We start from the raw sequence: 13,659 nt of genomic DNA, 5'->3' as shown, positions 1-13,659 counted from the left end.
CGTTAGAACAGCCGGCCGCCGTTCGGCACAGGCTTGCTCGGCTGCACCAGCACGACCTTGCCCTCTGCATCGGGGAAGCCGAGCGTCAGCACCTCGGAGACGACCGGGCCGATCTGGCGCGGCGGGAAATTGACGACGGCCGCGACCTGTTGCCCCACGAGGATCTCGAGCGGGTGGTTTTCGGTGATCTGGGCCGAGCTCTTGCGCACGCCGATGGCAGGGCCGAAATCGATCCACAGCCGCCAGGCCGGCTTGCGCGCCTCCGGAAACGGCTTGGCGTCGACGATGGTGCCGACACGGACATCGACCGCGAGGAAGCTGTTGAAGTCGATGGTCGGTGAGGCGGCAGCTGCGGGATCGTGGGTAACGTGCATGGGATGTCTGCTCGGAGAGTTGGGTTGGTCCGCAATATTGTCGCGCGAACCGGAGTTTCGTACAACGCCACAACCGAAGCATCACGCATGCGCGAGGAAACGTCTTGCCCAACATCATCTACGGCATCAAGAACTGCGACACCATGAAGAAGGCCCGCGCCTGGCTCGATGCTCATGGCGTGCCTTACGAGTTTCACGACTACAAGGCGGCGGGCGTGGAGAAGGACAAGCTCAAGCAGTGGAGCGACAAGGTCGGCTGGGAGACGCTGCTCAATCGCGCCGGGACGACCTTCAAGAAGCTCCCGGACTCCGACAAGGAGGGCTTGAGCGAGAAGAAGGCGTTGGCTTTGATGCTAGCGCAACCATCGATGATCAAGCGGCCGGTGCTGGAAATCGGCAGCAAGCTGCTGGTCGGCTTCAAGCCGGATATCTATGCCAAGGAGGCCGGCGCCAAAGCGCGCTGACCGCTAGTTCAGCTCGATGGTCTCGGCGGTGATGCCGGGCCCCGGCTGGTCGGAGAACTCGACCGTCTCGGCGGGCGCGATGCGGGCAGGGGCGCGATGAAACAGCTCCCGATCGATCACAGCGCGTAGCTTTGGACGCGGCAGCGCGTCATTTCCGCGCATCAGGTTCTTGATCTCGAAGCCGCCGTCCTCGCAGAACGTCTTGATCGACGCGATGACATGACAGACCTTGCCGTCGGTCTGGAAGGGCAGCAGCAGCCGTTCATAGGCGACGATGCGCCCGTAGATGTCCTCGACATTGGCGACGCTGTAGACGGGCAGCCCGCGCGCGACGCATTCATGATATATCGGCATCACGAACGGGGCGAGCCGCGGCCCGACATAATCATCGAGCAGAACGCCCTTGCCGGTATGTCCATAGGCACGCGAGATGCGCGTGCCTTCGCTCTGGATGACGAGGCGCGGCGTCGGCGTCGAAAATTCGACCGTATAGTAGATGAGATCCGAGAGCTCTTCCTCGAGTCGCGCGGGCTGGTACTCCCAGATCGCCGGCGCGATCTGCTGGCGCGCATAAAGTCGCAGCCACGTGTTCAGGAGATCGCGTTGCCGGATCGATTTGACGACGGAGGGAGCGGCGTTTGCAAAATCCAAAGCAATATTCTCCGCACGTGAAGACGCGCGCATGATCCAGTGCTCCCTTAGTCGGAGATGTCTGGATGTCGTGCCTGCCCGGCCTCCCGGTTCGCAAGGCACCGGCCATCAAGCCGTCGTTAACGGTCTTTCGTTCCGTGCGCCAGCCTTCATCGAAAATTTTCCCACAGGCTCATTTGTTTCCCAGCCGGAGGCCTGACCTGCTCAGCTTTCCGCCTTGCCTAACCCCCGTCACCTCCGGCATATTCCGCGCCCGGAGGCGGCGCTCCGGTGGGCTCCAAGTCCTCCGGACAGCCGAAGTAACAAGGACAGCCACGCGCCTCGCGCGGGCAGGGGGAAATCTGTTTGGCCGATGAGTTCATTCTCGAAACGGAAGGCTTGACCAAGGAGTTTGCGGGCTTCTTCGCCGTCCGCGACGTTGCGCTCAAGGTTCGCCGTGGGAGCATTCACGCGTTGATCGGCCCGAACGGGGCCGGCAAGACGACCTGCTTTAATCTCTTGACCAAGTTCCTCAAACCGTCAGCCGGAAAGATCCTCTACAAGGGGCAGGACATCACGGCGATGGCGCCGGCCGACGTGGCCCGCATGGGCCTCGTGCGTTCGTTCCAGATTTCGGCGGTATTTCCGCATCTCACCGCGCAGGAAAACGTCCGTGTCGCGCTTCAGCGCCAGCACGGCTCTTCGTTCGATTTCTGGCGCTCCAAGTCCGTGCTCAACCGCTTCAACGATCGCGCGCGCGAGCTGCTCAACGATGTCGGCCTCAGCGAGTTTGCAAACACGCCGGCGGTCGAGATGCCCTATGGGCGCAAGCGCGCACTTGAGATAGCAACGACCCTCGCGCTCGACCCAGAGATGATGCTGCTCGACGAGCCGATGGCCGGCATGGGCCACGAGGACATCGACAAGATCGCGGCGCTGATCAAGCGCATTTCGGCGAAATACACCATCCTCATGGTCGAGCATAATCTAAGCGTCGTGGCCAACCTCTCCGACATCATCACCGTGCTGACGCGCGGGCAGGTGCTCGCGCAGGGCCATTACTCTGAGCTCACCAAGGACGAGCGCGTCAAGGAAGCCTATCTGGGAGCCGGTCATGCCTGACACTGCGATCGCCGAGGCCCCGGCCAGGGCTGCGACCGGCGGACCCATCCTCCAAGTCCGCAACCTCGAAGCCTGGTACGGCGAGTCCCACATCCTGCACGGGATCAACTTCGACGTGAACGCGGGCGAGGTCGTCACCCTGCTCGGGCGTAACGGCGCCGGCAAGACGACCACGCTGAAGTCGATCATGGGCATCATCGGCAAGCGCTCCGGCTCGGTGAAGTTCAACAACCAGGAGATCATCCGCGCGACCTCCGACAGGATCGCGCGGATGGGCATCGCGTTCTGCCCGGAAGAGCGGGGCATATTCGCCAGCCTCGACGTGCGGGAGAACTTGATGTTGCCGCCGGTCGTCCGCGAGGGCGGACTGCCGCTCGACCAGATCTTCGATCTGTTTCCGAACCTGAAGGAGCGGCTGGGCAGCCAGGGCACCAAGCTGTCGGGCGGCGAGCAGCAGATGCTCGCGATCGCGCGCATCCTGCGCACCGGCGCGAGCTTCCTGATGCTGGACGAGCCGACCGAGGGCCTTGCGCCCGTCATCATCCAGCAGATCGGTCACACCATTGCGCGGCTCAAGAAGGAGGGCTTCACGATCCTCCTGGTCGAGCAGAATTTCCGCTTCGCATCCACCGTCGCCGACCGCTACTACGTGGTCGAGCACGGCAAGATCATTGACGGATTCTCCAACTCGGAGCTCGCCGCCAACATGGACAAGCTGCACACCTATTTGGGTGTCTAGAGCATGATCAGGACCCGGAGCGCCGCGTCAGCGCAAAGCGTGTAGCGGTTTTCCGAAGAGACCGTGCTCAAGTTGAAGAACTGCCAACGAGAAAATTCAAAAAGGAAGTTGCATGAAGACCAGGTCGATTGCGTCATTGCTGCTGACCACCGCGCTCACCTTCGCCGCACCAGGCGTCGCGTCGGCGCAGGACAAGACGGTCAAGATCGGCGCCCTGTCCGATCAGTCCGGGCTCTACGCCGACCTCGGCGGCCCCGGCTCGACGCTCGCCGCGCAGATGGCGGTCGAGGATTCCGGCCTCGCCGCGAAGGGCTGGAAGATCGACGTGATCTCCGGCGATCACCAGAACAAGCCCGATATCGGCACCGCGATCGCGCGGCAGTGGTTCGACGTCGACAAGGTCGACGTCATCGTCGACGTGCCGAACTCGGGCGTGGCGCTCGCCGTCAACAACGTGATCAAGGAAAAGAACGGCGTCTACATCAATTCGGGTGCGGCGACCTCCGACCTCAGCAACGCGCAGTGCTCGCCCAACACCGTGCACTGGACCTACGACACCTACATGCTGGCCCATACCACCGGCCAGGCGCTGGTGAAGGCCGGTGGCGACACCTGGTTCTTCCTGACCGCGGACTACGCCTTCGGTGCGGCGCTCGAGCGAGATACCAGCGCGGTCGTCACGGCCAACGGAGGCAAGGTGCTCGGCGGCGTCAAGCACCCGCTCAACACGCCGGACTTCTCCTCCTTCCTGCTCCAGGCGCAGGCCTCCAAGGCCAAGATCATCGGCCTCGCCAATGCCGGCGGCGACACCACCAACACGATCAAGCAGGCGGCCGAGTTCGGCATCGGCAAGGGCGGCCAGAAGCTCGCGGCGCTCTTGCTCTTCCTCACCGACGTCAAGGCTATCGGCCTCGAGACGGCGCAGGGACTCAATTTCACCGAGACGTTCTACTGGGACATGAACGACAAGACCCGGGCGTTCTCCAAGCGCTTCGCCGAGAAGATGAAGAACAATGCCCCGCCCACCATGGTGCAGGCCGGGGTCTATGCCGGCGTGCGCCACTATCTCAAGGCCCTCGAGGCGCTCGGCGGCAATCCTCATGACGGCGTCAAGATCGTCGAGAAGATGAAGTCGATGCCGACCGAGGACGACCTGTTCGGCAAGGGTGAGATCCAGCCCAACGGCCGCACCATCCACAACGCCTATCTGTTCGAGGTCAAGAAGCCCTCGGAGTCCAAGGGGCCATGGGACTTCTACAAGCTGGTCGGAACGGTGCCGGGCGACCGGGCTTTCACGCCGCTGTCCGACAGCAAGTGCGCGCTGTTGAAGAAGTAAGATAACGGCCCGCAGGCCTCGAGGCCTGCGGGCGACTTTCAGGGAACGCCGAAGGGACCGGGTGCGGGATCGATGCAGGCTCTATACGCTCAGCTACTGGTGGGACTGATCAACGGCTCGTTCTACGCGCTGCTCAGTCTCGGGCTTGCCGTGATCTTCGGCATGCTCAACATCATCAATTTCGCCCATGGCGCGCTCTACATGATGGGCGCCTTCGTCGCCTATTTCCTGCTGAACCTCGGCGGGATCAACTACTGGTGGGCGTTGCTGCTCGCGCCCATTATCGTCGGCATCTTCGGCATGATCCTGGAGCGGACCATGCTGCAATGGCTGACCGGGCTCGATCATCTCTACGGCCTGCTGCTGACCTTCGGCATCGCGCTGATCGTGCAGGGCGTGTTCCAGAACTATTTCGGCTCCTCCGGCCTGCCTTACGCCATTCCGGACCAGCTCAAGGGCGGCATGAATCTCGGCTTCATGTTCTTACCGGTCTATCGCGGCTGGGTCGTCGTGTTCTCGCTGGTGGTGTGCCTTGCGACCTGGTTCCTGATCGAGAAGACGCAGCTCGGCGCCTACCTGCGCGCCGCCACCGAGAATCCGACGCTGGTGCGCGCCTTCGGCATCAACGTGCCGCGCATGATCACGCTGACCTACGGTCTCGGCGTCGGCCTTGCCGCGCTCGCCGGCGTGCTCTCGGCGCCGATCAACCAGGTGCGGCCGCTGATGGGCGCCGACCTCATCATCGTGGTGTTCGCGGTGGTCGTGATCGGCGGCATGGGATCGATCATGGGCTCCATCATCACCGGCTTCGCGCTCGGTGTGATCGAGGGCCTGACCAAGTATTTCTACCCCGAGGCCTCCAACACCGTCGTGTTCGTGCTGATGGTGCTGGTGCTCTTGGTGAAGCCAACGGGACTGACGGGAAGGGCGGCCTGAGATGACAACCCTGACGGACGACACGCTGCCGGTGACCCCTCGCGCGATGCGCGACGAGATGATCGTGTTCGTGCTGATGGCGCTGCTGCTGGCGGCCGTGCCGTTCACCGGCGTCTATCCCTTCTTCGTGATGCAGGCGCTGTGCTTTGCGCTGCTCGCCTGCGCCTTCAATCTGCTGATCGGCTACGGCGGCCTGCTGTCCTTCGGCCACGCGATGTTCCTGGGCACGGCGGGCTATTGCAGCGCGCATGCGCTGAAGGTGTGGGCTCTGCCGCCCGAGCTCGGCATCCTCGTCGGCATCGCTGCGGCGTTCGTGCTGTCGATCATCACCGGCTACATCTCGATCCGCCGCCAGGGCATCTATTTCTCGATGATCACGCTGGCGCTGTCGCAGCTCCTGTACTTCATCTATCTCCAGGCCCCATTCACCCACGGCGAGGACGGCATCCAGGGCATCCCGCAGGGGCACATGTTCGGCGTCTTCGATCTCGCCAAGCCGACGGTGCTCTATTACGTCGTGCTGGCGGGTTTCCTTGCCGGCTTCCTCCTGATCTTCCGGATCATCAACTCGCCGTTCGGCGAGGTCCTGAAGGCGATCCGCGAGAACGAGCCGCGGGCGATCTCGCTCGGCTACCGCACCGACCAGTACAAGTTCCTGGCCTTCGTCCTGTCGGGCACGCTGGCGGGCTTTGCCGGTTCGCTGAAGGTGTTCGTGGCGCAGAACGCCTCGCTGACCGACGTGCACTGGACGATGTCGGGCGAAGTCGTGCTGATGACGCTGGTCGGCGGTCTCGGCACCATCTTTGGCCCCGTGGTCGGCGCCTTCGTCATTATTGCCATGCAGCAATATCTGGCAGGCTTCGGCCAGTGGGTGACGGTGATCCAGGGCGCGATCTTCGTGGTCTGCGTGCTCACCTTCCGCCGCGGCGTCATCGGCGAAATCGCGCATTACTTCCGCAGGTCCCTTTAAGCGATTGATATTGCATCAATTTCATTGGTGCGTGAAAGCGGTGGATGACCCGGCTCCGCGGGCGTGAGATGACACGCGCGCGGATCGAAAATGGTCTATGACAGTTTCATGACAGCCCTCGGGGCCTGACCATTTCCAGCCGGTAGCCTATCCCCATGATGCGTTGGTTTCGTGCGTTCCTGCCCAAGGAAGAACGGTTCTTCGACCTGTTCGACCGGCATGCCCAGACCGTGATCCAGGGCGCGATCGCGCTCCAGGGCATGCTCAATGGGGGCGAGGAGACGCCGGTCTATTGCCAGCGCGTCAACCAGTTCGAGAACGACGCCGACAACATCACCCGTGAGGTGCTGACGGCCGTGCGGCGCACCTTCATCACCCCGTTCGACCGCGGCGACATCAAGAACCTCATCACGTCGCTTGACGATGCCATCGACCAGATGCAGCAGACGGCCAAGGCCGTCATGCTGTTCGAGGTCCGCACCTTCGAGCCGCCCATGCGTGAGATCGGCGGGCTTCTGATCGAATGCGCCAATCTGGTCGGGCGTGCGCTGCCGCTGATGCAGTCGATCGGCCCGAACGTCGCCATGCTGACCGCCATCACCGAAGAGCTCGGCAAGCTGGAGGGCCGGGTCGACGATCTCCACGACATCGGCATGAAGGAGCTGTTCCTGAAGCATCGCGACGGCAATGCGATGGACTTCATCGTCGGCGTCGAGATCTACGATCATCTCGAGAAGGTGGCCGATCGCTTCGACGACGTCGCGAACGAGATCAACAGCATCGTCATCGAGCAGGTTTAGCGCATGATCCGGAAAAGTGTGCAGCGGTTTTCCGCTCAGATCATGCGCCAACTTTAAGGCAGGGCCGCCGTGGATGCCGCGTTGGGTCTTCCCGTCCTGGTCGGCTTGATCGCCGTCGCGCTGCTGTTCGACTTCCTGAACGGCCTGCACGACGCCGCCAATTCGATCGCGACCATCGTCTCGACCCGCGTGCTGCGGCCGCAATTCGCGGTGTTCTGGGCCGCCTTCTTCAATTTCATCGCCTTCATGGTGTTCGGACTGCACGTCGCCCAGACCATCGGCACCGGCATCATCGATCCCGCGGTCGTCGACGCCCAGGTGATCTTCGCAGCGCTCGTCGGCGCCATCGTCTGGAACCTCGTGACCTGGGCGCTCGGCATCCCGTCCTCGTCGTCGCACGCGTTGATCGGCGGGCTCGTCGGCGGCGGCATGGCCAAGGCGGGGATCTCGGCCGCGGTATGGAGCGGCCTGTCCAAGACGGTGCTGGCGATCGTGCTGTCGCCGCTGGTCGGCTTCCTGCTCGCCATGATGCTGGTGGCGATCGTCTCCTGGGCCTCGGTGCGCTCGACGCCGTTCGCGGTCGATCGCGCCTTCCGCATCCTGCAATTCGCCTCCGCCTCGCTCTATTCGCTCGGCCATGGCGGCAACGACGCGCAGAAGACCATGGGCATCATCGCGGTGCTGCTGTATTCGCAGGGTCATCTCGGCGCCGAGTTCTCGGTGCCGTTCTGGGTGGTGCTGTCCTGCCAGGCGGCGATGGCGCTTGGCACGCTGATGGGCGGCTGGCGCATCGTCCGCACCATGGGCCTGCGCATCACGAAACTGACGCCTATGCAGGGCTTTTGCGCCGAAACGGGGGGCGCCGCGACCCTGTTCATGGCGACCTATCTCGGAGTTCCCGTCTCGACCACCCACACCATCACCGGTGCCATCGTCGGCGTCGGCGCCGCCCGCCGCGTCTCGGCGGTCCGCTGGAACGTCGCGAGCTCGATCGTCTATGCCTGGGTGATCACGATCCCGGCCTCGGCCATCGTCGCGGCGCTGACGTGGTGGCTGGTCCAGATCTTCGTCAGGTGACGAGCTTCAGTCCGATGATCCCGGCGACGATCAGGGCGATGCTGGCAAGGCGCATGGCCGTTGCCGGCTCGCTGAACAGGACGATGCCGAGCGTTGCAGTGCCGACCGCGCCGATGCCGGTCCAGACCGCGTAGGCGGTTCCGACCGGGAGCGATTTGAGCGCAAGTCCCAGCAGGATGACGCTGCCGGCCATGGCAACCAGGGTGATCACCGATGGCACAAGCCTGGTAAATCCCTCAGTGTATTTCAGCCCGATCGCCCAGACGATCTCGAGAAGACCGGCGACGAACAGGATGCTCCAGGCCATGACGACCCTCCATTTCAGGCAGGGTCGTCCCCGCGGCTGAGGTGCTGAGAAACGGAAGGCCGTCCTTCCCGAAAGCCGATATAGGGCTGGCCGAATGGCTCCGCAATCACCAAATGAGGCTTGATCAGGCCCGTTTTCCCTGCCACACGCTCCCGCCATGTCCGACATCGCCATCACCACAGCCGAATCGCCGGCCCGTTCCCCGCTTGCCGCTGAAGTGGCGCGGCGGCGGACCTTTGCGATCATCTCCCACCCTGACGCCGGCAAGACCACGCTGACCGAGAAGCTGCTGCTGTTCGGCGGCGCCATCAATCTCGCTGGCCAGGTCAAGGCCAAGGGCGAGCGGCGCAATACGCGTTCCGACTGGATGAAGATCGAGCGCGAACGCGGCATCTCGGTCGTGACCTCGGTGATGACCTTCGAGTTCGAAGGCCTCGTGTTCAACCTCCTGGACACGCCGGGCCACGAGGATTTTTCGGAAGACACCTATCGCACGCTCACCGCGGTCGATTCCGCCGTGATGGTGATCGACGCCGCCAAGGGCATCGAGGCGCGCACCCGGAAGCTGTTCGAGGTGTGTCGCCTGCGCGACATCCCGATCATTACCTTCATCAACAAGATGGACCGCGAGAGCCGCGACGTTTTCGAGCTGCTCGACGAGATCGAGAAGACGCTGGCGCTCGATACCACGCCGATGACCTGGCCGGTCGGTCGCGGCCGCGACTTCCTCGGCACCTATGACGTCGTCAATGGCGGCGTGCGCCTGCTCGAAGGCGGCGGCGCCAAGACCGGTGCGGCGCAGCAGATCGAGATCGAAGAGCTGGCCAAGCTCAACGCCAATCTCGACGTCGCTGCCGTGAAGGACGAGCTCGAGCTTGTCACGGCGGCATCAAAGCCGTTCGAGCTCGAGGCGTTCCGCGAAGGTCATCTGACGCCGGTCTATTTCGGCAGCGCGCTGCGCAATTTTGGCGTCGGCGACCTCCTGGAAGGCCTCGGCAAGTTCGCGCCCGAGCCGCGCGCGCAGGACAGCGACCAGCGCAAGGTCGAGGCCACCGATCCGCGCATGAGCGCCTTTGTGTTCAAGATCCAGGCCAACATGGATCCGAACCACCGCGACCGCATCGCCTTCGCACGTCTTTGCTCGGGCAAGCTCAGCCGCGGCATGAAGGCGAAACTGGTGCGCACCGGCAAGAGCATGCCGCTGTCGAGCCCGCAATTCTTCTTCGCCCAGGACCGCTCGGTCGCGGACGAAGCCTTCGCGGGTGACGTCGTCGGTATTCCCAACCACGGCACGCTGCGGATCGGCGATACCCTGACGGAAGGGGAGGATTTCAACTTCGTCGGCGTGCCGAGCTTCGCTCCGGAAATCGTCCGCCGCGTCCGTCTCACCGACGCGATGAAGGCGAAGAAGCTGAAGGAAGCGCTGCAGCAGATGTCGGAGGAGGGCGTGGTGCAGGTGTTCCGCCCGCGCGACGGCGCGCCGGCGCTGGTCGGTGTGGTCGGTGCGCTCCAGCTCGACGTGCTGAAGGCGCGGCTCGAGGCGGAGTATTCGCTGCCGGTCGAGTTCGAGGTCAGCGAATTTCAGCTGGCGCGCTGGGTCTCCTCGGAGGACCGCAAGAAGCTCGACACCTTCATCGCCGCCAACACCTCCAGCATCGCCGACGACGTCGACGGCGATCCCGTGTATCTCGCCCGGAACGAATTCTATCTCGGCTACTCCAGGGAGCGCGCCGAGGGCATCGAGTTCAGCAACGTCAAGGACGTCAAGAAGAAGGGGTAGGGCAGCCACGTCCCTCCGCCGTGCAGCCATACCCTCCGCTGTCATGCCCCGGCTTGACCTCAAGAGCGAATTTGAAACGCGTATGTGAACGAGCGCAGGCTTGATACGCGCGCGGCCAGTGCCACTTTCCATCGGGATGGGTACTGTGGTTTCGTGGTCATGTGGCGCTCTCTCCTTGTACTCCTCCTTGTGACGATCCTGCCGTCATCGGCCGATGCGTGGCGCCGCCCTCTCGAAGAGGAGCCGTTCTCGTACGAGCCGTGCGGCGGGCCTTTTCAGGGACCTTGCATCACCGAAATTCCATTTCCATTCGGCGAGACTCTCCAGCTCACGGTCGAAAGCGTTCCATCGCAAGCCGACATTGCGAAGTACCGGCGACCCGATCATGACCTTGATACGATCGGCGATCTCTTCGCCGAACTGCGTTCGTGCTGGTCGCCTCCTCCCGCTGACCATGCGCGGGCGGGCATGCAGATGTCGGTGCGGTTCAGCCTCAACCGATCGGGCGGTCTGATCGGCCCGCCGCGCATGACATTTGCGACCGCGGGCGTTCCCGCCGACACCCGCGCGACCTATCTCAATGCCATCAACGCATCGTTGAAGGCCTGCCTGCCGCTGAAATTCACCAGCGGCTTTGGCGGCGCGCTGGCGGGCAGGCCGATCGCGATCCGCTATGTCGACAATCGCGACCTGGGCAAGTAACCGCGAGGCCTCCTTCATCCCTCATCGACACGGCGCTTTCGCGGCTCTCACCATGATGGACACGAGTTGCGAGCGGCGGCCAATCGATGATACCTCAGAGGCGGGGGCTGTGGCCAAAAGGGGAGGATGCCGTGGGTCTGCTGGTCATGATCCTGGGGCTTGCGCTGTTTTTTGCGGCGCATGTGTTCACCACCAAACGCGAGATGCGCGCCCAGGCGATCGCAAGGCTGGGCGAGGGGTCCTACAAGATCCTCTATTCGCTGGTCTCGTTGGCGGGGCTCGCGATGATCATCTGGGGCTATGCCCAGTATCGCGCCACCGGCTGGATCGACGTCTGGTATCCGCCGAAGGCCATGAAGCACATCGCGCTCGCATTGATGCTGCCCGCGGTCATCCTGGTGGTCGCGTCATATCTGCGCGGCCGTATCTATGCGACATTGAAGCACCCGATGCTGGCCGGCATCAAGCTGTGGGCCGCCGCGCACCTGCTCGCCAACGGCGATCTCGGCTCGATCATCCTGTTCGGCTCGTTCCTGGGCTGGGCGGTCTATGACCGTATTTCGCTCAAGCACCGCACCGACGCCGGCGGCCCGCCGATTCCGGTCGGCGGCATCACCAACGATCTGATCGCAGTTGCGGTCGGCATCGTCGCCTATGTGGCGCTGGCGTTCGCATTCCATCCGGTCGTGATCGGTGTTCCCGTCATCGGCGTCTAGCCGTTCGGCACAAGACAGGAGCTGCTTGCCTATGCGCGGAAGGGAGCAAGAGCAACAACACCGAGGCACGCCGATGGACTGGTCACAATCGCAGCTCCCGCCGATGCGGTACGAGGCGCGTTTTGGTGATCGGGTCGTGCCCGCCTTCCGGGATCGGCCGGCGAGCCTGTGGGCGATGATCGCTGAGGCCTGCGCCCGCAATCCCGACGGTGAAGCGCTGATCGCGGGCAATGTCCGCCTGAGCTGGCAGCAGGCCGTGGAGCAGGCCGCACGGATTGCCGCGGGATTTCGCAGGCTCGGATTGCAGCGCGGCGATCGTATCGCGATCCTGCTCGGTAACCGCGTCGAGTTTCCCCTGCTGCTGTTTGCCGCCGCGCATGAGGGGCTGGTGACGGTGCTGCTCGGCACGCGCCAACAGAAACCGGAAATCGCCTATGTGCTGACCGATTGCGGCGCAAAGATCCTGATCCACGAAGCGGCGCTCGCCGAGCGGCTGCCGGATGCGCAGGATGTGCCCGATGTGATGCACCGTATCGCCGTCGACGATGATCCGGCTCTGTCGCGTTTCGCGGTGCTCGCCGACAACCCGTCGGCAGCGGCGCCTGTCGAGGTCGGCGAGGAGGACACCGCGATGATCCTCTACACCTCGGGGACGACAGGCAAGCCGAAGGGCGCGATGCTGGCCCATTGCAACATCGTGCATTCCTCGATGGTCTTCGTCTCCTGTCTGCAATTGACGGAAACCGACCGTTCCATCGCAGCGGTGCCGCTCGGCCATGTCACCGGCGTCGTCGCCAACATCATGACGATGATCCGCTGCGGCGGCGCGCTGATCATCATGCCGGAGTTCAAGGCGGCCGATTACCTCAAGCTCGCCGCGCGCGAGCGCGTCACCTACACGGTGATGGTGCCAGCGATGTACAATCTCTGCCTGCTGCAGCCCGATTTCGACGGCTACGATCTCTCGAGCTGGCGCATCGGCGGCTTCGGCGGCGCGCCGATGCCGGTCGCGACCATCGAGAAGCTCAAGACGAAGATTCCCGGCCTGAAGCTGATGAACTGCTACGGCGCGACCGAGACGACGTCGCCGTCGACGATCATGCCGGGCGAATTGACGGCGAGCCACATCGACAGCGTCGGCCTGCCGTGTCCCGGCGCGCGCATCATTGCGATGGGATCGGACGGGCGGGAGCTTCCTCCTGGCGAGATCGGCGAGCTCTGGATCCAGAGCGCCTCCGTCATCAAGGGCTATTGGAACAATCCCAGAGCCACGGCCGAAAGCTTCACCAGCGGGTTCTGGCACTCGGGCGATCTCGGTTCGGTCGACGCGGAGGGGTTTGTCCGCGTGTTCGACCGGCAAAAGGACATGATCAACCGTGGCGGCCTGAAGATCTATTCGGCCGAGGTCGAATCCGTGCTGGCGGGACATCCCGCCGTGGTCGAGAGCGCGATCATTGCCAGGGCATGCCCCGTGCTGGGCGAGCGCGTCCACGCGGTCGTGGTGACGCGCAGTCCGGTCGCGGACACCGAGTTGCGGGCCTGGTGCGCGGAACGGCTGTCGGACTACAAGGTGCCCGAAACCATGGCGCTCACGGCAGACCCGTTGCCGCGCAATGCCAACGGCAAGGTGCTGAAGCGCCAGCTCCGGGAGCTTCTGGGGGCTTGAGCCGGGCAGCGGCCATCCCGGGGCTCTCCCGGGTGGTTAA

Annotated in this window: 15 protein-coding genes; 12 read left to right on the top strand and 3 right to left on the bottom strand. The window is 63.8% G+C overall.

Going from position 1 to position 13,659, the window contains the following annotated elements:
* Positions 1–2 precede the first annotated feature (2 nt).
* The gene (locus ABIF91_RS39370) at positions 3–374 is read right to left on the bottom strand and encodes a tRNA-binding protein (protein WP_028178022.1); all 372 of its coding nucleotides are present in this window, start codon (positions 372–374) and stop codon (positions 3–5) included.
* A gap of 104 nt (positions 375–478) precedes the next feature.
* Between ABIF91_RS39370 and ABIF91_RS39365 the strand changes: the two genes are divergently transcribed.
* Positions 479–838, top strand: a complete 360-nt coding sequence (locus tag ABIF91_RS39365) for an ArsC family reductase (RefSeq protein ID WP_035671131.1) — start codon at positions 479–481, stop codon at positions 836–838.
* A gap of 3 nt (positions 839–841) precedes the next feature.
* Here the strand turns inward: ABIF91_RS39365 and ABIF91_RS39360 are convergent, their stop codons facing one another.
* Positions 842–1,522 (bottom strand): hypothetical protein, encoded by a 681-nt coding sequence (locus ABIF91_RS39360; RefSeq protein ID WP_028178024.1) that lies wholly within the window; start codon positions 1,520–1,522, stop codon positions 842–844.
* A 312-nt stretch (positions 1,523–1,834) separates the two neighbouring features.
* Here ABIF91_RS39360 and ABIF91_RS39355 point away from each other — a divergent pair, with 312 nt between their 5' ends.
* The 7 genes from ABIF91_RS39355 to ABIF91_RS39325 all read left to right on the top strand — a co-directional run bounded on the left by ABIF91_RS39355 (position 1,835) and on the right by ABIF91_RS39325 (position 8,448).
* Positions 1,835–2,590, top strand: coding sequence for an ABC transporter ATP-binding protein (locus ABIF91_RS39355; protein ID WP_028178025.1), 756 nt, complete (start codon positions 1,835–1,837; stop codon positions 2,588–2,590).
* Entirely contained in the window at positions 2,583–3,329 is a 747-nt protein-coding gene (locus ABIF91_RS39350; RefSeq protein WP_028178026.1) for an ABC transporter ATP-binding protein, read from the top strand. Before ABIF91_RS39355 ends, ABIF91_RS39350 begins: the two co-directional genes overlap by 8 nt.
* A 112-nt stretch (positions 3,330–3,441) precedes the next feature.
* Positions 3,442–4,665, top strand: coding sequence for an ABC transporter substrate-binding protein (locus tag ABIF91_RS39345; protein WP_424579734.1), 1,224 nt, complete (start codon positions 3,442–3,444; stop codon positions 4,663–4,665).
* Between the two features lie 72 nt (positions 4,666–4,737).
* On the top strand, positions 4,738–5,601 hold the full coding sequence (locus tag ABIF91_RS39340) for a branched-chain amino acid ABC transporter permease (protein WP_028178028.1): 864 nt from the start codon (positions 4,738–4,740) through the stop codon (positions 5,599–5,601).
* A 1-nt stretch (position 5,602) separates the two neighbouring features.
* Positions 5,603–6,571 carry a branched-chain amino acid ABC transporter permease gene (locus tag ABIF91_RS39335; RefSeq protein WP_424579733.1) on the top strand — a complete coding sequence of 323 codons (969 nt, stop codon included), beginning with the start codon at positions 5,603–5,605 and terminating at the stop codon, positions 6,569–6,571.
* A 155-nt stretch (positions 6,572–6,726) separates the two neighbouring features.
* On the top strand, positions 6,727–7,371 hold the full coding sequence (locus ABIF91_RS39330; protein ID WP_028178030.1) for a DUF47 domain-containing protein: 645 nt from the start codon (positions 6,727–6,729) through the stop codon (positions 7,369–7,371).
* A 69-nt stretch (positions 7,372–7,440) separates the two neighbouring features.
* Positions 7,441–8,448, top strand: a complete 1,008-nt coding sequence (locus ABIF91_RS39325) for an inorganic phosphate transporter (RefSeq protein ID WP_028178031.1) — start codon at positions 7,441–7,443, stop codon at positions 8,446–8,448.
* Here the strand turns inward: ABIF91_RS39325 and sugE are convergent.
* Entirely contained in the window at positions 8,441–8,755 is a 315-nt protein-coding gene (gene sugE, locus ABIF91_RS39320; protein WP_028178032.1) for a quaternary ammonium compound efflux SMR transporter SugE, read from the bottom strand. The genes ABIF91_RS39325 and sugE overlap by 8 nt on opposite strands.
* Before the next feature lie 157 nt (positions 8,756–8,912).
* Between sugE and ABIF91_RS39315 the strand changes: the two genes are divergently transcribed.
* The 4 genes from ABIF91_RS39315 to ABIF91_RS39300 all read left to right on the top strand — a co-directional run bounded on the left by ABIF91_RS39315 (position 8,913) and on the right by ABIF91_RS39300 (position 13,619).
* A complete protein-coding gene (locus tag ABIF91_RS39315) occupies positions 8,913–10,535 on the top strand; it encodes a peptide chain release factor 3 (RefSeq protein ID WP_028178033.1) in 1,623 nt (540 codons plus the stop codon).
* A gap of 159 nt (positions 10,536–10,694) precedes the next feature.
* On the top strand, positions 10,695–11,237 hold the full coding sequence (locus ABIF91_RS39310; protein WP_028178034.1) for a hypothetical protein: 543 nt from the start codon (positions 10,695–10,697) through the stop codon (positions 11,235–11,237).
* 131 nt (positions 11,238–11,368) lie between these two features.
* Complete coding sequence (locus tag ABIF91_RS39305; RefSeq protein ID WP_028178035.1) at positions 11,369–11,953, top strand: NnrU family protein; 585 nt, start codon at positions 11,369–11,371, stop codon at positions 11,951–11,953.
* 73 nt (positions 11,954–12,026) lie between these two features.
* A complete protein-coding gene (locus ABIF91_RS39300; protein ID WP_284282830.1) occupies positions 12,027–13,619 on the top strand; it encodes a class I adenylate-forming enzyme family protein in 1,593 nt (530 codons plus the stop codon).
* The last annotated feature ends 40 nt before the right edge of the window (positions 13,620–13,659 follow it).

It is taken from the genome of Bradyrhizobium sp. USDA 241 (assembly GCF_049739505.1).
GTDB lineage: Bacteria > Pseudomonadota > Alphaproteobacteria > Rhizobiales > Xanthobacteraceae > Bradyrhizobium > Bradyrhizobium liaoningense.
The sequence above is the reverse complement of the archived record's forward strand: the minus strand, read 5'-3'. Positions and strand labels throughout refer to the sequence as shown.

Coding starts and splice junctions, on each gene's coding strand:
- ABIF91_RS39370 (WP_028178022.1), bottom strand. CDS start 374: ATGCACGTTACCCACGATCCCGCAGCTGCCGCCTCACCGACCATCGAC.
- ABIF91_RS39360 (WP_028178024.1), bottom strand. CDS start 1,522: ATGCGCGCGTCTTCACGTGCGGAGAATATTGCTTTGGATTTTGCAAAC.
- ABIF91_RS39350 (WP_028178026.1), top strand. CDS start 2,583: ATGCCTGACACTGCGATCGCCGAGGCCCCGGCCAGGGCTGCGACCGGC.
- ABIF91_RS39345 (WP_424579734.1), top strand. CDS start 3,442: ATGAAGACCAGGTCGATTGCGTCATTGCTGCTGACCACCGCGCTCACC.
- ABIF91_RS39340 (WP_028178028.1), top strand. CDS start 4,738: ATGCAGGCTCTATACGCTCAGCTACTGGTGGGACTGATCAACGGCTCG.
- ABIF91_RS39335 (WP_424579733.1), top strand. CDS start 5,603: ATGACAACCCTGACGGACGACACGCTGCCGGTGACCCCTCGCGCGATG.
- ABIF91_RS39330 (WP_028178030.1), top strand. CDS start 6,727: ATGATGCGTTGGTTTCGTGCGTTCCTGCCCAAGGAAGAACGGTTCTTC.
- sugE (WP_028178032.1), bottom strand. CDS start 8,755: ATGGCCTGGAGCATCCTGTTCGTCGCCGGTCTTCTCGAGATCGTCTGG.
- ABIF91_RS39315 (WP_028178033.1), top strand. CDS start 8,913: ATGTCCGACATCGCCATCACCACAGCCGAATCGCCGGCCCGTTCCCCG.
- ABIF91_RS39310 (WP_028178034.1), top strand. CDS start 10,695: ATGTGGCGCTCTCTCCTTGTACTCCTCCTTGTGACGATCCTGCCGTCA.
- ABIF91_RS39300 (WP_284282830.1), top strand. CDS start 12,027: ATGGACTGGTCACAATCGCAGCTCCCGCCGATGCGGTACGAGGCGCGT.